At 41.7% G+C, this 19,583-nt stretch carries 18 protein-coding genes and 2 pseudogenes; 17 read left to right on the top strand and 3 right to left on the bottom strand.

Annotated elements, in window-relative coordinates; all coding sequences use genetic code 11:
• The first annotated feature begins 35 nt into the window (after nucleotides 1-35).
• Nucleotides 36-2,315: a 5-methyltetrahydropteroyltriglutamate--homocysteine S-methyltransferase gene (gene metE, locus Xvie_RS25540; protein WP_086108866.1), complete on the top strand. Its 2,280-nt coding sequence runs from the start codon at nucleotides 36-38 to the stop codon at nucleotides 2,313-2,315.
• Between the two features lie 86 nt (nucleotides 2,316-2,401).
• On the opposite strand, the gene Xvie_RS25545 is transcribed toward metE, so the two are convergent.
• Nucleotides 2,402-2,794, bottom strand: a complete 393-nt coding sequence (locus tag Xvie_RS25545; protein WP_086108867.1) for a YidB family protein — start codon at nucleotides 2,792-2,794, stop codon at nucleotides 2,402-2,404.
• Nucleotides 2,795-3,182: 388 nt separating this feature from the next.
• On the opposite strand from Xvie_RS25545, the gene ltnD reads away from it, so the two are divergent.
• From ltnD to Xvie_RS25575, 6 genes and pseudogenes are all read left to right on the top strand, one after another.
• The gene (ltnD, locus tag Xvie_RS25550) at nucleotides 3,183-4,091 is read left to right on the top strand and encodes an L-threonate dehydrogenase (RefSeq protein WP_086108868.1); all 909 of its coding nucleotides are present in this window, start codon (nucleotides 3,183-3,185) and stop codon (nucleotides 4,089-4,091) included.
• Nucleotides 4,088-5,362: a 3-oxo-tetronate kinase gene (gene otnK / locus Xvie_RS25555; RefSeq protein WP_086108869.1), complete on the top strand. Its 1,275-nt coding sequence runs from the start codon at nucleotides 4,088-4,090 to the stop codon at nucleotides 5,360-5,362. The genes ltnD and otnK overlap by 4 nt, the downstream gene beginning before the upstream one ends.
• Before the next feature lie 268 nt (nucleotides 5,363-5,630).
• Nucleotides 5,631-6,410 (top strand): 2-oxo-tetronate isomerase, encoded by a 780-nt coding sequence (gene otnI, locus Xvie_RS25560; protein WP_086108870.1) that lies wholly within the window; start codon nucleotides 5,631-5,633, stop codon nucleotides 6,408-6,410.
• Between the two features lie 27 nt (nucleotides 6,411-6,437).
• A pseudogene (locus Xvie_RS25565) lies at nucleotides 6,438-7,203 on the top strand (DeoR/GlpR family DNA-binding transcription regulator).
• A 254-nt stretch (nucleotides 7,204-7,457) separates the two neighbouring features.
• Nucleotides 7,458-8,834: a GntP family permease gene (locus tag Xvie_RS25570; RefSeq protein WP_086108871.1), complete on the top strand. Its 1,377-nt coding sequence runs from the start codon at nucleotides 7,458-7,460 to the stop codon at nucleotides 8,832-8,834.
• 62 nt (nucleotides 8,835-8,896) lie between these two features.
• Nucleotides 8,897-9,043 carry a hypothetical protein gene (locus Xvie_RS25575; RefSeq protein WP_244175558.1) on the top strand — a complete coding sequence of 49 codons (147 nt, stop codon included), beginning with the start codon at nucleotides 8,897-8,899 and terminating at the stop codon, nucleotides 9,041-9,043.
• On the opposite strand, the pseudogene Xvie_RS25580 reads toward Xvie_RS25575, so the two are convergent.
• A pseudogene (locus tag Xvie_RS25580) lies at nucleotides 9,023-9,298 on the bottom strand (autotransporter domain-containing protein); the annotation flags it as partial. The gene Xvie_RS25575 and the pseudogene Xvie_RS25580 overlap by 21 nt on opposite strands.
• Complete coding sequence (locus Xvie_RS25585; RefSeq protein ID WP_086108872.1) at nucleotides 9,295-9,480, bottom strand: hypothetical protein; 186 nt, start codon at nucleotides 9,478-9,480, stop codon at nucleotides 9,295-9,297. The gene Xvie_RS25585 and the pseudogene Xvie_RS25580, both read right to left, overlap by 4 nt.
• A 436-nt stretch (nucleotides 9,481-9,916) precedes the next feature.
• Between Xvie_RS25585 and Xvie_RS25590 the strand changes: the two genes are divergently transcribed.
• From Xvie_RS25590 to tatB, 10 genes are all read left to right on the top strand, one after another.
• A complete protein-coding gene (locus Xvie_RS25590; RefSeq protein WP_086108873.1) occupies nucleotides 9,917-11,302 on the top strand; it encodes a GntP family permease in 1,386 nt (461 codons plus the stop codon).
• Between the two features lie 261 nt (nucleotides 11,303-11,563).
• On the top strand, nucleotides 11,564-12,319 hold the full coding sequence (gene udp, locus Xvie_RS25595; RefSeq protein ID WP_086108874.1) for a uridine phosphorylase: 756 nt from the start codon (nucleotides 11,564-11,566) through the stop codon (nucleotides 12,317-12,319).
• 273 nt (nucleotides 12,320-12,592) lie between these two features.
• The gene (locus tag Xvie_RS25600; protein ID WP_086108875.1) at nucleotides 12,593-13,375 is read left to right on the top strand and encodes a tyrosine-protein phosphatase; all 783 of its coding nucleotides are present in this window, start codon (nucleotides 12,593-12,595) and stop codon (nucleotides 13,373-13,375) included.
• A 76-nt stretch (nucleotides 13,376-13,451) separates the two neighbouring features.
• Nucleotides 13,452-13,982, top strand: a complete 531-nt coding sequence (locus tag Xvie_RS25605; protein ID WP_086108876.1) for a DedA family protein — start codon at nucleotides 13,452-13,454, stop codon at nucleotides 13,980-13,982.
• Between the two features lie 174 nt (nucleotides 13,983-14,156).
• Entirely contained in the window at nucleotides 14,157-15,512 is a 1,356-nt protein-coding gene (gene rmuC, locus Xvie_RS25610) for a DNA recombination protein RmuC (RefSeq protein WP_086108877.1), read from the top strand.
• A gap of 74 nt (nucleotides 15,513-15,586) precedes the next feature.
• A complete protein-coding gene (ubiE, locus tag Xvie_RS25615; RefSeq protein ID WP_086108878.1) occupies nucleotides 15,587-16,342 on the top strand; it encodes a bifunctional demethylmenaquinone methyltransferase/2-methoxy-6-polyprenyl-1,4-benzoquinol methylase UbiE in 756 nt (251 codons plus the stop codon).
• Nucleotide 16,343: 1 nt separating this feature from the next.
• Entirely contained in the window at nucleotides 16,344-17,042 is a 699-nt protein-coding gene (gene ubiJ, locus Xvie_RS25620; RefSeq protein WP_086108879.1) for a ubiquinone biosynthesis protein UbiJ, read from the top strand.
• A complete protein-coding gene (ubiB, locus tag Xvie_RS25625; RefSeq protein ID WP_086108880.1) occupies nucleotides 17,029-18,669 on the top strand; it encodes a ubiquinone biosynthesis regulatory protein kinase UbiB in 1,641 nt (546 codons plus the stop codon). Before ubiJ ends, ubiB begins: the two co-directional genes overlap by 14 nt.
• 134 nt (nucleotides 18,670-18,803) lie before the next feature.
• Nucleotides 18,804-19,070 carry a Sec-independent protein translocase subunit TatA gene (gene tatA, locus Xvie_RS25630; protein ID WP_086108881.1) on the top strand — a complete coding sequence of 89 codons (267 nt, stop codon included), beginning with the start codon at nucleotides 18,804-18,806 and terminating at the stop codon, nucleotides 19,068-19,070.
• 3 nt (nucleotides 19,071-19,073) lie between these two features.
• A complete protein-coding gene (gene tatB, locus Xvie_RS25635; RefSeq protein ID WP_086108882.1) occupies nucleotides 19,074-19,583 on the top strand; it encodes a Sec-independent protein translocase protein TatB in 510 nt (169 codons plus the stop codon).

Here is a 19,583-nt window from a genome sequence, read left to right as displayed (position 1 = left end):
AACATCTAGACGGCTAAAATTTTACGGGTGACGACATGACGGTTTTGAATCATACATTAGGTTTTCCACGTATCGGATTGAAAAGAGAACTAAAAAAGGCGCAAGAAAACTATTGGGCGGACAAAATTTCCCAACAGGAATTGCTGGAGACAGGTCGTGAATTACGTGCACATCATTGGCAACAACAAAAAGAAGCGGGCGTTGATTTAGTTCCCGTTGGCGATTTTGCCTGGTATGACCAAGTATTGACCACCAGCCTGTTATTAGGCAATGTTCCACCGCGTCATCAAAGTGAAGATGGCAATATTGATCTGGATACTCTGTTCCGTATTGCCCGTGGCAGGGCACCAACAGGTACACCTGCGGCTGCTTCGGAAATGACTAAATGGTTTAACACAAATTATCACTATATCGTGCCTGAATTTCAGGAAGGGCAGGAATTTAAGCTGGGTTGGACTCAGTTGTTGGACGAAGTTGATGAAGCTTTGGCATTGGGGCATAAAGTAAAACCTGTTCTTTTGGGACCAGTGACTTATTTATGGCTTGGTAAGGTAAAAGGCAAAGTTTTTGATCGTCTGTCTCTGTTAAAGGATATTCTTCCGGTATACCAGCAAGTGTTGGCAGAGCTGGCAAAACGTGGCATTGAGTGGGTACAGATTGATGAACCTGCTTTGGTACTGGAACTACCAGAAGATTGGCTGGCGGCATTCTCCACAGCTTACCAATCACTTAAAGGACAAGTGAAATTATTGCTGACGACCTATTTCGATAGCATCGGTCACAATCTGGAGACGATAAAGTCACTGCCAGTACAAGGATTGCACATCGATTTAGTTGCAGGTCAGGATTCTCTGGAGAATCTGCATAAAACTTTGCCTGAAGATTGGTTGCTTTCCTTGGGAGTGATTAATGGCCGCAATGTCTGGCGAGCTGATTTGAGTGAGAAATATCAACTTGTTGCACCACTGGTAAATAAGAGAAATGTGTGGATCGGCACTTCCTGTTCATTGCTGCATAGCCCAATTGATCTGAATGATGAAACAGGGTTGGATGAAGAAGTAAAAAGCTGGTTTGCTTTCGCCTTGCAGAAATGCGCAGAACTTTCCTTGCTGTCACAGGCATTAAATGCACCAGAAGGCCATAAACAGGCTGAGCTTGATGCCTACAGTGCTCCAATCCGCGCTCGCCGCAGTTCTACAAGGGTGAATAATTCATCAGTTGCTGAGCGTATCGCGGCGATTAAGCCAGAGGACAGTGAACGAACTCAGGTATACACTGAACGCGCCAGACTTCAACGTCAACGTTATAACTTACCGTTGTGGCCAACAACAACCATAGGCTCATTCCCGCAAACAACGGAGATTCGCGGTTTGCGCCTCGATTTTAAAAAAGGTCGGGTGGACAGTACACATTATCGAACCAATATCAGTGAACATATCAAGCAGGCGATTCAAGAGCAGGAACTTCTGGGGCTGGATGTACTGGTACATGGTGAAGCTGAACGTAATGACATGGTGGAATATTTCGGTGAGCACTTTGATGGTTATATCTTCACCCAAAATGGTTGGGTACAAAGTTACGGCTCCCGTTGTGTGAAACCACCGGTGATCATTGGTGATATTAGCCGTCCAGAAGCGATAACGGTAGATTGGGCGACATATGCACAATCTTTGACTGATAAACCAGTCAAAGGCATGTTGACCGGGCCGGTGACCATTCTCTGTTGGTCATTCCCAAGGGAAGATGTCAGCCGTGAGACCATAGCTAAACAGATCGCGCTGGCTTTGCGTGATGAAGTTGATGATTTGCAGAAAGCAGGTATTGGCATCATTCAGATTGATGAACCCGCATTGCGTGAAGGTTTACCACTGCGCAGGGAAGAGTGGAAAGAATATCTGGAGTGGGCAGTAGATGCTTTCAAACTAAGTGCCGCAATTGCGAAAGATGACACCCAAATCCATACCCATATGTGTTATTGCGAGTTCAATGACATCATGCCGTCCATTGCAGCACTGGATGCTGATGTGATTACCATTGAAACCTCTCGCTCGGATATGGAGCTGTTGGATTCATTTGAAGATTTCTCATATCCGAATGAGATAGGGCCTGGTGTGTATGATATTCACTCACCAAACGTCCCCAGTGTTGAATGGATTGAGGCCTTGCTACGCAAAGCGGCTGACCGTATTCCGGTTGAGCGTTTGTGGGTGAACCCGGACTGCGGCTTGAAAACCCGTGGTTGGACAGAAACCAGACAAGCGCTGGCAAACATGGTAGAAGCAGCAAAACGCCTGCGTTCTTCAGTAAACAGTTAACTTAGAATCAGTTTAAACTTAAACAGATTGTGGATACCCGCCACAGTGAATGTAATGTGGCGGGTGAAAGATGAGTAAAAAATAATTCATTTTTTTAGCAGCTTATTTTTCAACATCTTCATACCCGCGGATTTTAAATCCAAATTTTCTGGAATTTCACCGTTTGGTGTGGCCTTATCGATAAGGCTAGGTAAATATTCAGAGAGCAAAGAAGAGACTTCATTGGGAGCTATCCCAATTTTTTCCGCTAATTGCTGGATTGCAGAAGAACCAAAAATAGAAGACAGTTGATCTGCATGAATAGGTAAATTCTCGCCAGAGCCAATCCAAGAATGGAATGTCCCCTTTAACCCTTGTTGCGAAAATTTATCAATTAGCCCATTAATTCCTCCCTGATCTTCAACCCAATCCATTATATGTTGGAGCTGCTGATTCTTTCCGCCACTCAGAATATTGGCAATTTGATCAAAAAAGCCCATTGTAGCTCTCTCCCATCTACTGATGGTTTTATCTGCTTTACAAGATAAAACACTTAATTATGTGAGTTTACAAGAATAAAATAGTAGAAATATTATAAGATAAAGATGTATGGCAGATTTAATTATTAAAGTAGCTCAAAATTTTAGATTCACCTGATTTTAGATAATGGAGAGATTTTTATATTGAGTAGTTTTTCTTATGTTATTAACACTGATATGTGAAAACTATTTTTCTGGTTTTTGTTTATAAATGTATTTAATTCAAATTGTTATGCTGTTTTTTCTAGATGAGATATAAATTTCAAATGTGATATTCATCGTTTTTTTGTGAAATGCTATGTGTGAAGATTAAAAGGTAACAAATTGTCGTACAACACCAGGGAACCTCATGAATAATTCAATACAAAAAATAGGGGTTATAGGACTGGGTGCGATGGGAATGGGAATCGCACAGTCCTTAATAAGAGAAGGTATTCCAACCTATGGCTTTGATATAGATGCTAAAGCTTGTGAACAGCTAAAACAAATGGGAGCAATAGATGTAGCTGATAGTGCTGTTCAATGGGGAAAAGAACTAGATGTAATTTTATTGGTTGTGGTTAACAGTGCTCAAATTGAACATATTCTATTTGGTGGAGAAAATCCATTAGTTAAGCAACTTAAGGCAGGAACAGCTATTGTTTTACACAGTACTATTTCCTCTGAACAAGCACAAAGTTTTGCCAATCGTTTATACAAATATAATATTAAAATGCTTGATGCGCCGATTTCTGGTGGGGCATTAAAAGCTATGCAGGGACAATTGACCATTATGGCTTCTGGTCCTTCTGAATTGTTTGAACGGCTCATACCTATTTTCGAGGTTATTGCAGAGCGTCTCTACTATATCGGTAATGAAATAGGTCAGGGTTCAATTGTTAAAATGATCCATCAGTTATTGGCTGGCGTACATATTGCCGTTGCAGCAGAAAGTATGGCGCTTGCTGCTAAGGCTGGTATCCCGTTGGATTTAATGTATGACATTGTAACTCATGCTGCGGGAAACTCATGGATGTTTGAAAATCGAGTTCCTCACATTCTGGCCGGAGACTATACACCGAAATCTTCCGTAGATATTTTTGTTAAGGATTTGGGAATTGTATTGGAAGCGGGCAGAGAGATGAGATTTCCGTTGCCAATGGCAGCAACAGCACATCAGATGTTTTTAACGGCTAGCAACGAAGGGTTGGGGCAGTGGGATGATAGCGCTGTGATTAAAACATACAAAGGAATAACTTTGCCAAAGGAAAAGTCATGACGATCAAATTGGGAGTGATTGCTGATGATTTTACTGGAGCAACAGATATTGCCAGTTCTATGGTGCAAAATGGTTGGCAGGTTGCCCTACTATTAGTTGTACCAAATGAAAAGACATTCATTCCACATGATGTAGACGCCATTGTAATTAGTTTGAAAATCCGAGCTTGCTCTGCTGATGAAGCAATTGAACAATCACTGAAATCTTGTCTATGGCTACGACACAAGGCAGGTTGCCAGCAATTGTTTTTCAAATATTGTTCTACCTTTGATTCCACATTGAAAGGAAATATTGGTCCGGTCATAGATGCTTTGATGGATAAATTTCAAGCTGATATCAGCCTTATTTGCCCAGCACTTCCAGTAAACGGGAGGACTGTAGTGCATGGTCATTTATTTGTTAATGGGCAATTATTGGATGAAAGTGGCATGCAGTATCATCCAGTCACTCCGATGAAAGATGCCAATTTGTTGCGGTTGATAGAACAGCAATCAAAAGGGCGGGCGGGATTAGTTAATCTTGATTGTGTCCGTCAGGGGAAACAGGCTATTCGTCATCATTTGGAGTCATTGCGTCAGCACGGTATTCGTTATGCGATTATTGATGCCATGATGATGGAAGATTTATTGTCTATTGCTCAATCTGTATCGGACATGATTCTAGTGACGGGAGGTTCAGGTCTAGGCGCAGCGCTGGCTGATTATCATACAAGACAGACTCTGGCAACTTCCGCAATTCGAGATATCCCACCAGCTAAAGGCAGGAAAGTAGCTATTCTTTCGGGTAGTTGTTCTGCGATAACAAATCAACAAGTCATTGAATATAAAAAAATTGCCCCAGCCATGGCTTTGAATGTGAAGGAGTGTATCAATAACTTAGAATATGCCAGCTTGTTGTCAGAGTGGATCGTTCAGCAATCGATAGATGGCTTGGCTCCGATGTTATATGCCACGCAACCCCCTGAAATATTAAGTCTGATTCAACAGCAGTACGGAACTATAAAATCCAGTCACGCTGTTGAACAAGTTTTTGCTGAGGTTGTTAGAAAACTGAGGCAGTATGGATTCAATACTTTTGTCGTCGCTGGTGGTGAAACTTCAGCTCAAGTCGTGCAGAGTTTAGGAATTCATCAACTTAGTATTGGTGCTCCTATTGCTCCGGGAGTTCCTTGGGTATATGACCTATATACTGATTGTTGGTTAGCACTGAAATCAGGTAATTTTGGAGAAGTGGATTTCTTTAGGAGTGCATTGGAGATGTTTCATGAATGAGTGTATTACATATGATGACCCTAGTGACATGGGAAATATTCGTGTCAGCTTGTAAGATGATTCATGGCTATGCTAACAAATTCCAGCATTAGTGATTTACAGCCATATTGTTTAGGTAAATTGGGAGCAAGAAAATACTCAGAATTACATTATACGGATGGGGAAGACTGTAATGGAAAGCTTATCTCTAAGAATATGACAGGATTAATCAAAATTTAACGCAGAAGAATTGAAAACGAGTTATCTCAGATAATAACAAGAGTTAGATATGGCTAAATTTGCAGCAAATCTGAGTATGATGTTTAACGATGCTCCTTTTACTGAACGTTTTGCGCGAGCTGCACAGGCTGGTTTTAAAGGTGTTGAATACTTGTTTCCTTATGATGAATCAGTCAAGGAACTCGCTGCATTGTTGAGAAAATATCAATTGACGCAAGTGCTGTTCAATATGCCTGCAGGAGATTGGAGGTCAGGCGATAGGGGAATGGCATGTTTACCAGGGTGTGAGAAAGTTTTTGCTGAGGGAGTGTATAAGGCACTGGAATATGCCCTGACATTGGATTGTAAACAGGTTCATGCAATGGCTGGAAAATTAGATGGACAGTTTACGAAGAAGCAGCAACGTGAATGTTATATCACAAATATTCAATATGCTGCGGATGTGATGGTTGAGCATGATATCAGTGTATTAATTGAACCAATTAATACTCAGGATATACCTGACTATTTTTTGACAACACAGAATCAGGCCGAAGAATTATTAAAAGTTATTGATCGTAAAAATGTTTTTATACAGTTGGATCTTTATCATTGCCAGATTATGGGGGGTAATCTGCTACGGACAATAGAACGGTTATGGGGAAAATTTAGTCATATTCAAATTGCCTCAGTGCCGGAACGTCATGAACCTGATAGCGGTGAGGTTAATTATTTCTGGTTGTTTAGAAAATTGGATGAGATGGGGTATCAAGGGTGGCTTGGATGTGAATATCATCCGGTAGGCCATACGGAGGAAGGGCTTGGATGGCTGCTAAAAGCCCAATCATGATTGTGCGGTAATGTAGCAGGAGAGCTAATGATTCCCTCAGAGCGGAGAGATTTTATTTATCGTCATCTACATGAACATCGGACGGTTTCTATTAGTACATTGGTTGAATTGTTGAATGTTTCGCATATGACAGTGAGACGGGATATTCGCATTTTGGAGGAAGAGGGAAAGGTTATTAGTATCACCGGAGGCACTCAGCTAAATGATGCCTTACGGCAAGAATTACCATGGAGTGAAAAAGCACTTATTAATCACCGTCATAAACGTGCGCTAGGAAAATATGCTGCTTCATTAGTGAAAGATGGACAGGTAGTTTATTTGGATGCGGGTACTACAACGTTTGAAATTGCTCAGGTATTGGCTGAACGTTTTAATTTGACGATTGTTACGAATGACTTTTCGATAACTCAGTATTTAATGAATAAGCCGCAACTGAATTTGTTTCACACTGGGGGACAAGTGGACAAACGTAATTATTCCTGTGTAGGGAATACCGCTGCGATGGTGTTACGTACCTTGAATGTGGATATTGCATTCATTAGCACCAGTTCATGGGATCTTGAGCATGGTGTTTCTACTCCTCATGAAGAAAAAGTTTTTGTGAAACAGATGTTGTTGGAAATTGCTCGCAGGAAGATATTGATTTCTGATAGCAGTAAGTATGGCAAATATGGCATGTTTCGTGTTTGCTCTCTCTCATTTGAATGACATCGTATGTGATGGGCAATTGCCAATATCAGAGCAACAACAATTACGTGAAATAGGAATGAAACTACATATTGTCGATATATAAGAATCATAAAAAGAAGTCCTTACTTATAAAATAATCTTCAAGAGATTATGAAAAGGAATTTTAGATGAAAAGTATCAATCATTATTGATGGCACAAGTTTTCTGGCCAGTAGTTAGCTTTTTTTCTTAAAAATAATTGTAGCTTGAATTTTGATTGATATTCAGTAACTAGTTTATCATTGTCAATAACCGTTTATTCAGCGGCGTAATCCGATCGTTTATCGCCAATGATACACATTGAAATGGAGTTTTATAATGGGATATTACATTCCAATCATTGGACTAGGAGTGGCCGTATTTACGCTGATTTTTTTGGTCTTGCGCACTCGTATTCACGTAATAATTGCTATGTTGATTACTGCGGTAATCGCTGGGATCACTGGTGGTTTAACTATAGGCAATATCGTTGAAGTGATCACTAAAGGATTTGGTTCGACATTAGGTAATATTGGCATTGTGATTGGGCTAGGGATCATGATGGGGCGAATATTGGAGGTATCTGGCGCAACTGAACAAATTGCTTATAGCTTGATTAAATGGTTGGGTAAAAAACGTGAGGAATGGGCTCTGGCAATTACCGGTTATATTATTAGTATCCCTATATTTGTTAATTCAGCTTTCGTGATCCTCTACCCGCTGGTGAAAGCGTTAGCGAAGAAAGGTAAACGTAATATACTGACGTTAGGGGTGGCACTGGCAGGAGGACTAGTGGTGACTCACCATATTGTCCCACCTACACCGGGGCCACTCGGTGTCGCTGGTATATTTGGTGTGGGCATCGGCACAATGATGCTGACAGGTATGATACTGGCCGTGCCATGTGTTATTGGCATTATCTTTTATGCAAAGTGGTTAGAGACTAAATATCCTGAATATCTGTCTGCGGATACAGAAGAAAATTTGCAACAGGTTCATCAGCATTATATGGAAGAAAAAGCAAATAAACCGCTACCAAGCTTATTTCTTTCTCTTCTGCCTATTATCATTCCGATAGCTCTAATTTTTATTAATGTAATTAATGGATTATTGCTGAGAACTGATTCATTAATTGGAAAGGAAAGCCATTTCTATTTTCAAATATTTGATTTTCTTGGTTCACCAATTATCGCGCTGGCAATCAGTGTATTATTGGCGGTTTATACTCTAATGCCAAACGCCAGTAAACACGAAGTGATTGAACATTTGGAAGCTGGGTTACAAATGGTGGGGATTATTCTGTTGATGACCGGGGCTGGTGGCGCATTGGGAGCTGTATTAAACGAAAGTGAAACGGGGCCGATATTGGCGCAATATATTGCCAGTCTGCCAATAACACCTGTCTTGATCCCATTTATCATCGCAACGTTAGTACGTCTGATTCAAGGCTCTGGTACTGTGGCAATGATCACCGCAGCCTCTATTTCAGCCCCTATCATAAGTCCGATACCGGATATTAATATGTTGGCGGCTGCTCAGGCTGCGATGATGGGATCATTATTCTTTGGTTGTTTCAACGACAGTTTGTTCTGGATGGTTAATAGAATGATGGGCATTAAAGATGCGAAGCAACAAATGATCGTCTGGTCAATTCCTACAACAATCGCATGGGGAATCGGGTTGTGTGGCGTCTTGCTTCTCGACCTCGTTATGTAGATCTTGTGATGTAAATAATGAAATTGTGCTCTGCATGATTCCAAGCTAGTTGCAGATCGGTTGTGACTACTGCACCAGAAGAGAGCGGTAAACTCCAATTGCTGTTCACCCCAATGCTGGAACGCAGCGAGTTGCGAGTTGAAAGTATTCGAGTCCAACTTCAGGTGGCTGCCACTACTGCCTGTTTCCGTCATACCACGGCGAGATAATGTGGTGTAATTCAATGAAGCCGTTGGGCCTGCACTCAGGTTTTCGCTCAACGCCCAGCGGTAGCCGCCGCCTGCCATGAATGAACCACTCAATCCTTTCCAGCTGGCATAGTTACTTGCAATGTAGTCATTCACATGCACGTTGCGATCCATCCGCCCGTCTTCAATACCAAACCGACCATTACCGAACATATAAGCGCCAGCCAGTGGATTAACGGCATAGCGCGCTTGTACTCCTAGATTGAAAGCGGTCATTTTACCAGTACCGCTTTCATATTGTATTTGCCGGGCACGTATGCATTACCTTGCGAATTGCGTAGGAAATAGCCATGTCGGTTAATCAAAGTCTGTCCATTGCCATATACTGAGAATCCGAAGAAATTACGCCAATCTATTTGATAACCCATATCTTGCATCGCAGCCAGTTCTGCTTCCATTAAGCTTGTGTAGTTACGGTAAGGTTGGTGGCATTACCATTGCGATCAGATACCATACTTGAAATACCCAATGCATGAGTTGAAGTACTTACCAGATCTGCCTTATTTGTGAGGGGATAATAAGTCGAATGATCACGGTTTAGTCCCCCTAGTTTCCCTATTGTGATATGGCCAGTGAGAGCTTTTTCATATTAGGTATCCTTGTGATTAGTCTTAGAACAGTGATATTTGCTTCGTGTATTGAATATCATCCCTAATATAAACAGTGAATAGATTAAATAATATACAATATAAATAATTAAATGAGTTCATCAATAGCAGTTCCGACACGGGAGATGATCAAAATTGTGACTTTCAGCACTGAATTGCTAACATCCGAATATTGGGAACTGTATTTTGCAGATATGCCCGAACTAGATTGAAATGGGGTTTTATGATGGAGTTTTACGTTCCAATTATCGGGTTGGGAGTGGCGGTATTTACGCTGATTTTTCTGGTTTTACGCACTCGTGTTCACGTACTGATTGCTATGCTGATTGCTGCGATAATCGCTGGTATATCTGGTGGTTTAACGATGAGTAATGTTGTTGAAGTGATCTCCAAAGGATTTGGATCAACATTAGGCAACATTGGTATCGTGATTGGGTTGGGATGCATGATGGGGCGGATATTGGAGGTTTCAGGGGCAACTGAACGAATCGCCTATAGTTTGATTAAATGCTTGGGTAAAAGGCGTGAAGAGTGGGCTCTGGCGATTACCGGTTATATTGTCAGTATCCCTATATTTGTGAATTCAGCTTTTGTGATCCTATACCCACTGGTGAAAGCATTGGCAAAGAAAGGCAAACGAAATGTATTGACGCTAGGGGTATCATTGGCGGGAGGATTGGTGGTGACTCACCATATTGTCCCCCCGACTCCCGGGCCACTTGGTGTAGCAGGGATATTCGGTGTGAGTATCGGTTCAATGATGTTGGCTGGTATGATATTGGCCGTACCATGTGTCATTGGTATTACCTGCTATGCAAAGTGGCTGGAGACTAAATATCCTGAATACCAATTTGATAATACAGAAGAAAATGTAGAAAACTTGCAACAAGTTCATCAGCGTTATATAGAAGAAAAAGAGCAAAAATCGCTACCGAGCCTGTTTCTTTCCTTTTTACCCATTATTGTTCCGATTGTCCTTATTTTGATCGGTGTAATTAATGGGATGTTACTGAAAACTGATGAGTTTACAGGAAAAGGAAATTATTTCTATTTTCAGATTTTTAATTTCCTGGGATCACCAATTATTGCGCTGGCAATCAGTGTATTACTGGCGGTTTATACGCTAATGCCAAACGTCAGTAAACATGAAGTGATTGAACATTTGGAAGCAGGGTTAAAAGCTGTAGGCATTATTTTGTTGGTGTCAGGAGCTGGAGGCGCATTGGGAGCCGTGTTGAACGAAAGTTCAACGGGAACAATACTGGCGCAATATATTGCCAGCCTTCCAATAACACCCGTCTTGATCCCATTTATCATTGCAACGCTAATACGCATAATTCAAGGTTCTGGCACGGTAGCAATGATAACTGCCGCTTCTATCTCTGCACCTGTTATCAAACAGATACCGGATGTTAATATGCTGGTTGCCGCTCAGGCTGCCATGATGGGGACACTGTTTTTTAGTTACTTCAATGATTGTTTTTTCTGGGTAGTTAACCGGATGATGGGTATTAAAAATGCAAGGAAGCAGGTTATCGTCTGGTCTATTCCTACCACAATTGCATGGGGAATTGGATTGTGTGGTGTATTGCTTCTCAATCTTGTCATGTAATTTGCTATGTAAATAATGATGGCGCTCTGTAGAGAGCGCTTTCCCATTTTCAGATTTTGTGACTGTTCTTCAAATATTGTTCCCATTTCAGCATCATGCTTGCTACATTAATCTATTCTTTAAGTGTGATGTTAATCACAAATATATGTATGCGTTTCTTTTAATTTTTAATTAAAGATGATTTAAGTCACTAAAAAATGTCAGAGTATCGAATAAATTTAGGTATCCATATTTTGAATCATGTCTGTTGAGGAGTCTGATATGTCTGATGTATTTCACTTAGGTATCACCAAAAGCGACCTGCAAGGCGCGGCTCTGGCAATTGTGCCAGGCGATCCCAACCGTGTTGAGAAAATTGCGCGACTAATGGATAACCCAGTACATCTGGCTTCCCACCGTGAATTTACAACATGGCGTGCAGAAATTGACGGAAAGGCCGTTATTGTTTGCTCTACAGGTATTGGTGGCCCTTCAACGTCGATTGCTGTAGAAGAGTTGGCACAATTAGGTGTGCGTACTTTCCTACGTATCGGAACAACGGGTGCGATTCAGCCACATATTAATGTGGGGGATGTATTGGTAACGACTGCAGCGGTTCGCTTGGATGGTGCCAGCTTGCACTTTGCTCCAATGGAATTCCCGGCAGTTGCTGATTTTGAGTGTACAAATGCACTATACGCAGCAGCAAAAGCATCAGGTTCTGCTACACATGTTGGTGTTACAGCATCTTCTGATACCTTCTACCCAGGGCAAGAGCGTTACGACACTTATTCCGGCCGTGTTGTGCGTCGTTTCCAGGGTTCCATGCAAGAATGGCAAGAAATGGGCGTAATGAACTTTGAGATGGAATCAGCAACATTGCTGACTATGTGTGCAAGCCAGGGACTGCGTGCTGGCATGGTAGCTGGGGTTATCGTTAACCGTACCCAACAGGAAATACCGGATGTTGAGCTACTGAAAAAAACCGAAAGCAATGCATTGGGAATTGTTGTTGAGGCTGCTCGTTACCTGTTGTAAGGCTTTTCATCAAGGGCCAGAATATTCTGGCCCTATCGTTTATGTGATCTGCACTTCCCTTCATTTCAAAATCTGATAATGTCATAACATTTTGCATTGATAACCAGCTGTATCTGTGCCTAATTATCTGTACTAATCGCTATTAGTCGAATCCAGTAGTATCAAATAATTATCAGTTTCCATAAGTGTTGTGCCTAATAGATTTCAAGTTACGATTAGTAAGACAGTAGCTTGGAAGATAAAAGGTATCTTTTAATTTCAATAAGAGTGACTATGACTACAACATTTCTATCTCATCCTTCACTACTTCCTCTGAATGGCGGTATTAACTTTCGTGATTTAGGTAATAAGACACTAAATAATGGTGCCAAGATCAAGTCAGGATTACTATTTCGTTCCGGCTCACTGGATAGACTGACAGAAAACGATCAGACTTTTTTAACAGAGCAAAAGCTTTTCCAGATTATCGATTATCGTGATAGCTGTGAAATCATGGATAAACCAGATCAAATATGGCATGGAGCATATTATCACCATGCTCCCGCTAATCCCCTTTCCAAAGAAGTGAATGCTAATCTGGATAAGTTGGATAAGGAGATATTGGAGCAATTTGATGCAAAAGTATTTATGTCACGTCTATACGAATTGTTACCCATTAACAATCCAGCTTATAAAACATTAGCGACGTTATTGTTGCAACCAGAAAAAGGTGGAATCGTACAACACTGCGCGGTTGGTAAAGACAGGACGGGGGTCGGCTCTGCACTGGTTTTACTCGCATTGGGTGCTGATCTGGATACGGTAATGGAAGATTATTTACTGACCAATGTTACGCTGGCTCCATATCGAGACTATTTATTGAGTGAACATGCAAAAATCATGAGTGAAAGTGTAGTTGAAAAATTTTCTTATGTTTATTCAGTACGGGAAGAGTTTTTACTGACTGCCCTTAAGAGTATTAATCAACATTATGGCAGCGTAGATATTTGGCTGGAAAAAGATATCGGGCTTAATATTGCTGCGCGTGAAAAGCTGCAAGCCTATTTTCTTGAGTAAAAATAGCAGATTAGAATTGGGTTGATTGTACAGTGCTAACCTATGATGTACTACTGATAACACGGGAAAGACTAATGTGAGCTTGCATGAAATTATCGGACTAGTCACAAATTTTGTAAAAGTCCATGAAGCTTGGGCAATTCCAATCATTTTTATACTTGCATTTGGTGAGTCGTTGGCGTTTATCTCCCTATTGTTGCCTGCAACGATCATCTTATTGGGATTGGGAGCATTGATCGGTGAAAGTGGTTTAACCTTTTGGCCAATATGGATAGCCGCAGCTGCCGGAGCTTTTTTTGGTGACTGGCTTTCTTACTGGTTTGGTTTCCGTTACAAAGAGAATGTCGGCAAGATGTGGCCACTTTCTCGCCACCCTCAAACTTTAGTTCGTGGCCATCGTTTTTTTGAACGATGGGGAGTATGGGGGGTTTTCATTGGGCGTTTTTTTGGTCCATTGAGGGCAGTTGTACCATTGGTAGCTGGGATTTGTGCCATGCAAAAACGCCATTTTCAGCTAGCTAATTTTACTTCTGCATTAATTTGGGCATTCGGTATTTTAGCTCCGGGAGCGTTTGGCCTGCGTTGGTTGGCCGAGTGGATGGGATAAGTGAAAAGGAAATGAAATAAATGAATGGGGTAATTGCGAGCCGCTTTGCAAACTGAAAGAAAGCCCTTGAATACTCTGGACATCTATACAGCGTCTATTTAACTTACATTGAGGCTGGTAAGCCAAAAAAGTTGATCGGAATTTAGCAACAATGGTGTTAGTGAGGGAGTATAGGTGGATATCCAGTGGTTATATATGCTGATTGGTGGCTTAAGTGGATTGCTAGGCGGAGGGATCTTCGTCTGGCTTTCTATTCATGAGAGAATCCAGCAAAAAGAACAGGAACTACGTGAATTATATAGCCAGTTGGCTGTTAACCATGAAAAGCTGGAGCAATCCCATTATTGGCGCACTGAATGCGATCAATTGAACCAAGAGTTGTTGGCTCAACGTGAAATTAATAGTGTACAGGAAGCTGAATTGCGAGAATTAAGTACTCGGCTTGAAGACAGCAGGTTGGCGGCGGAGGAGAAACAGCATTTATTAATCAATAGCGAACAGCGATTGAGTACCCAATTTGAAAATCTTGCCAATCGTATTTTTGAACAAAACCAACACCGCACCAACGAATATAATCGCCAAAATCTCAATAATCTTCTGATACCATTTCGTGAACAACTTGAGGGATTCCGTCGTCAGGTACAAGACAGCTTTGGGCAGGAAGCTCGTGAGCGCCACACTCTAACCCATGAAATTCGTAATCTTCAGCAACTCAATGCACAAATGGCAAACGAGGCCATCAATCTCACAAAGGCCCTGAAAGGGGACAACAAAATGCAAGGAAATTGGGGAGAGATGGTATTGGCCCGAGTTTTGGAGGCTTCTGGCTTGCGTGAGGGGCATGAGTTCAATACACAGGTTAATATTAAAACCGAGAATAGTGAACGTTTTCAACCTGATGTCATTGTGCATCTGCCACAGGGAAAAGATGTTGTTATTGATGCCAAAATGTCGTTGGTCGCTTATGAACGTTATTTCAACAGTGATTGCGAAGAGCAGCAGATACAAGCATTACAGGAACATATTAATTCCATTAAAGGGCACATTCGTGGCCTGAGCCGAAAAGATTATCAACAATTGCCCGGGTTGCGATCGCTGGATTATGTTTTGATGTTTATTCCAGTGGAACCTGCTTATTTGGTTGCACTCAATCAGGCACCAGAGTTACTGGATGAAGCATTGAAACATAATATTATGCTGGTCAGTCCATCAACTTTATTGGTTGCTGTTCGTACGATTAGTAACTTGTGGCGTTATGAATATCAAAGCCAAAATGCACGTCTGATTGCTGATAAAGCAGCCAGAATGTATGACAAAATGCGGCTGTTTGTGGATGATATGCAAGGATTGGGGCAAAGCCTTAACAAAGCACAGTCGAGCTACCATTTTGCAATGAAAAAACTCGTTGAGGGGAGAGGAAACTTGATTAGTCAGGCCGAAGGATTTCGCGATTTAGGCGTGGATGTGAAGCGGCCTATTGACTCACAGCTGATCGATAAATCTTTCCAAACGTTGCAGGTGAATGAGTGAAGTCCGGATAGGGTTTTGTTGGAAAGGCTGGTACACTTGCTATAAATTTTTTGAATAAAAAGCGGACAAATAACATGGCAGATCAATCAAAAGAAACCACTGATTTTGGTTTCCGCACCGTAGCCAAAGAAGAGAAAAAAGAGATGGTGGCAGAGGTGTTCCACTCTGTTGCCTCGAAATATGACTTAATGAATGATTTGATGTCATTTGGCATTCATCGTATCTGGAAACGTTTCACCATTGAGGCAAGTGGTGTTCGCCGTGGTCATAAAGTGCTTGATCTCGCTGGTGGAACCGGTGATCTAACCGCGAAATTCTCCCGAATTGTGGGGGAAAAAGGTCAAGTCGTTCTGGCAGATATTAACGATTCGATGTTGAAAGTCGGACGTGAAAAATTACGAGATATTGGTATCGTAGGCAACGTCAATTATGTTCAAGCTAACGCTGAAGAATTGCCTTTCCCGGATAACCATTTTGACTGTATTACCATTTCTTTCGGCTTGCGCAATGTCACAGATAAAGAAAAAGCCCTGCGTTCCATGTGTCGGGTGCTTAAGCCAGGTGGTCGCCTGTTGGTGCTGGAGTTCTCCAAACCAGTATTGGCTCCGTTGAGCAAGGTTTATGATGCTTACTCATTCCATATTTTACCTCGAATCGGTCAGATGGTTGTGAAGGATGCCGACAGTTACCGTTATCTGACAGAGTCCATTCGTATGCACCCTGACCAGGAAACTTTAAAAGGTATGATGGAAGAGGCGGGTTTTGATCAAGTCTCTTACAGCAATATGACTGGCGGAATCGTTGCACTGCACAAAGGGTTCAAATTCTGAAATGGAAACACCTTCATTAAGCTGTAACGCATTAAACCATAACGAATTAAACCATAATGTAAGTTCTGCGGTATTAAATGATAAGGTGTTGTTCACAATATTAACGGCCTTTCTGGAAACGACTCTGAATCATCTGTTATACCGTGAAACGGTATTAAAACCTGCTCGTTTGAGGCTGGCAGGTAAAATACTGTCTATTGAACTGAAAGAAATCGAAACACCGTTTGTATTGGTATTCAGTGAAAGGCAGGTCGACGTATTAAGCCAATGGTCAGAACCAGCAGATTGCTCAATGAAAGCGACGCTCCCTGCGTTACTTAAGCTACGGGATCGTCAGTGTCTTTCAGCTCTGATTAACAGTGGCGAAATTGTCATTGAAGGGGATATGCAGGTTATTCAGCAATGGTCAGCTTTGCTGGATATGGCAGAATGGGATCCTGCACATTATCTTTCCCCCTATGTCGGTGATATTGTCGCCGAAGGTATCAGTCGGGTAATAAAGAAAAGTTTTGAATTTGCCAGCAATACTATTGCAAGAAAGAAAACGTGCTTCATTGAATCATTAACAGAAGAGTGGCAAATGGCTCCCAATGCTTTGGAGGTGGCCTATTTCAGTGAAGAAGTTAATGCCGTTACCAATGAGATAGCTCAGCTTGAAAAACGGTTGGCGGCACTGGAGGAAAAACATGACACCCAGTGAAATTAAGCGGCTTTACTTTATCATACGAGTCTTTCTTTCCTACGGATTGGATGAACTTATCCCCAATATTCGTTTGACATGGCCGTTGCGTTTTGGGCGTTATTTACTGTTTTGGATACCTAACAGGCATAAGGATAAGCCTCTCGGTGAACGTCTGCGTTTGGCATTACAAGAACTTGGTCCTGTGTGGATCAAATTTGGTCAGATGCTCTCCACGCGTCGTGATTTGTTTCCAATTGCAATCGCAGACCAACTTTCGATGTTGCAAGATCGGGTTGTTTCCTTTGATGGTACAGTGGCGCGAAAATCGATTGAAACTGCATTAGAAGGTTCTTTGGAAACGTGGTTTGAGGGGTTTGATTCACAGCCACTGGCTTCTGCTTCTATTGCTCAGGTACATACTGCCCGGTTGAAGGAGAATGGTAAAGAAGTTGTTCTAAAGGTCATCCGTCCAGATATTCTACCCGTCATTAAAGCTGATGTACGGTTGATGTATCGTTTGGCGAATCTGGCTCCTCTTTTACCAGATGCCCGGCGTCTTCGTCCGCGTGAAGTTGTGCGCGAATATGAGAAAACCCTGCTTGATGAGCTGAATTTATTACGTGAAGCTGCAAATGCCATTCAACTTCGCCGTAATTTCGAAGATAGCCCGATGCTCTACGTTCCAGAAGTATATCCTGATTATTGTCGGGAGAATGTCTTGGTTATGGAGCGCATTTATGGCATTCCGGTGTCAGATGTTGCCGCTCTAGAGGGGCAGAACACCAATATGAAATTATTGGCTGAGCGTGGGGTTCAGGTATTCTTTACCCAAGTATTTCGTGATAGTTTTTTCCATGCAGATATGCATCCCGGTAATATTTTTGTCAGTTATGAAAAGCCGGAAGAACCTACTTATATTGGCATTGATTACGGCATTGTTGGTTCTTTGAATAAAGAGGATAAACGCTATCTGGCCGAAAATTTTATTGCTTTCTTTAACCGTGATTATCGTCGTGTAGCTGAACTGCATGTTGATTCCGGCTGGGTTCCGGCAGACACCAATGTGGAAGATTTCGAATTTGCTATTCGTACTGTTTGTGAGCCGATTTTTGAAAAACCACTGGCTGAAATCTCATTTGGGCATGTTCTGCTGAATCTGTTCAATACCGCCCGTCGTTTTAATATGACAGTTCAGCCCCAGTTAGTCTTGTTGCAAAAAACGCTATTGTATGTAGAAGGCTTGGGACGTCAGCTTTATCCTCAGCTTGATCTGTGGAAAACCGCAAAACCTTTTCTGGAAGATTGGCTGCATGATCAAATTGGGCTACCTGCTATTGTGCGTGCTTTTAAAGAAAAAGCGCCTTCTTGGGCGGAAAAGCTCCCAGAGCTTCCGGAGTTAATATATGGCACGCTCCAACAGCACCGCCGTTTGCAGACCAGCATTGATCAGATATCACAACAATTCAGGGACCAACAGCTTAGGCAACGCAAATCTCTTTATTTATTGGGAATTGGTGCAACTCTCTTTATCTGTGGAAGTTTATTTTTCATCATAGGTCAGAAGCATCTGGCATGGGGAATGATAGGGGCTGGAATAGCATCATGGGGATTGGGCTGGCGTCATTTAAATAAGCGTCAATGGTGATGAACATTAAACATAACTGTAACTATAAGTAATTCAGCTACAATTCTTGATATGATTACGTTATTTCTGAGCACAAAATTTGTGGGTTATAATTAAATCACTAGTAATATTCTGATAAATAGAGGTAGGTCAGTATGGGTGGTATAAGTATTTGGCAATTACTCATTATTGCTGTCATTGTCGTGCTGCTGTTTGGTACTAATAAGCTTCGTACTTTGGGTTCAGATTTGGGGGCATCAATAAAAGGCTTCAAAAAGGCAGTGAGTGATGATGAAAAGCCAGAACAGCCAGGGAAAATGAGTCAGGATGCCGATTTCGAAACGAAAAATCTCACTGAAAAGTCTATGACTGCACAATCTGAAAAATCAGAGAGTAAAAGTAAAGATAAAGAGCAGGTATAAACCGTGTTTGACATTGGTTTTAGTGAACTGCTGTTGGTGATGATCATTGGCTTGGTTGTTCTGGGGCCGGAACGTTTACCTATTGCGGTCAAAACAGTGGCTGGGTGGATTCGGGTATTGCGCTCTCTGGCGGCTAATGTTCAGAATGAACTTGCTCAGGAACTGAAATTGCAAGAACTTAAGGACACGCTGAAAAAAGTGGAAGAGAAAGCTGATCTACAATCACTGTCGCCAGAATTGAAAGCATCAATGGAAGAGCTGAAGGAAGCAGCTGAGTCGTTGAAAAATACGTATCAATTAAAACCGGATGAAATGAAGGAATTGGAGGAAGATGAAACTCATTTTCATTCTTCTATGCCTCAACCCGCTGAAAAGCACTCGAATTCAGAGCAGTTAAGTTCAGAATCGTTAGTTTCAAGACCTGTAATTTCAGAACCAGTTGTGTTAAAGAAATCGAGCGTAATACCAGAACAGCAGAACAAAAAATCCGAACAAGCAAATGGCGAACACTGA

This window comes from Xenorhabdus vietnamensis (assembly GCF_002127535.1).
Lineage (GTDB): Bacteria > Pseudomonadota > Gammaproteobacteria > Enterobacterales > Enterobacteriaceae > Xenorhabdus > Xenorhabdus vietnamensis.
This window is presented reverse-complemented; position numbering and strand designations above follow the sequence as displayed.

What these genes read in the sequence shown, in the direction of transcription:
- metE (WP_086108866.1), top strand. Translation starts at nt 36, where the DNA reads ATGACGGTTTTGAATCATACATTAGGTTTTCCACGTATCGGATTGAAA.
- Xvie_RS25545 (WP_086108867.1), bottom strand. Translation starts at nt 2,794, where the DNA reads ATGGGCTTTTTTGATCAAATTGCCAATATTCTGAGTGGCGGAAAGAAT.
- ltnD (WP_086108868.1), top strand. Translation starts at nt 3,183, where the DNA reads ATGAATAATTCAATACAAAAAATAGGGGTTATAGGACTGGGTGCGATG.
- otnK (WP_086108869.1), top strand. Translation starts at nt 4,088, where the DNA reads ATGACGATCAAATTGGGAGTGATTGCTGATGATTTTACTGGAGCAACA.
- otnI (WP_086108870.1), top strand. Translation starts at nt 5,631, where the DNA reads ATGGCTAAATTTGCAGCAAATCTGAGTATGATGTTTAACGATGCTCCT.
- Xvie_RS25570 (WP_086108871.1), top strand. Translation starts at nt 7,458, where the DNA reads ATGGGATATTACATTCCAATCATTGGACTAGGAGTGGCCGTATTTACG.
- Xvie_RS25585 (WP_086108872.1), bottom strand. Translation starts at nt 9,480, where the DNA reads ATGGAAGCAGAACTGGCTGCGATGCAAGATATGGGTTATCAAATAGAT.
- Xvie_RS25590 (WP_086108873.1), top strand. Translation starts at nt 9,917, where the DNA reads ATGGAGTTTTACGTTCCAATTATCGGGTTGGGAGTGGCGGTATTTACG.
- udp (WP_086108874.1), top strand. Translation starts at nt 11,564, where the DNA reads ATGTCTGATGTATTTCACTTAGGTATCACCAAAAGCGACCTGCAAGGC.
- Xvie_RS25600 (WP_086108875.1), top strand. Translation starts at nt 12,593, where the DNA reads ATGACTACAACATTTCTATCTCATCCTTCACTACTTCCTCTGAATGGC.
- ubiE (WP_086108878.1), top strand. Translation starts at nt 15,587, where the DNA reads ATGGCAGATCAATCAAAAGAAACCACTGATTTTGGTTTCCGCACCGTA.
- ubiJ (WP_086108879.1), top strand. Translation starts at nt 16,344, where the DNA reads ATGGAAACACCTTCATTAAGCTGTAACGCATTAAACCATAACGAATTA.
- ubiB (WP_086108880.1), top strand. Translation starts at nt 17,029, where the DNA reads ATGACACCCAGTGAAATTAAGCGGCTTTACTTTATCATACGAGTCTTT.
- tatA (WP_086108881.1), top strand. Translation starts at nt 18,804, where the DNA reads ATGGGTGGTATAAGTATTTGGCAATTACTCATTATTGCTGTCATTGTC.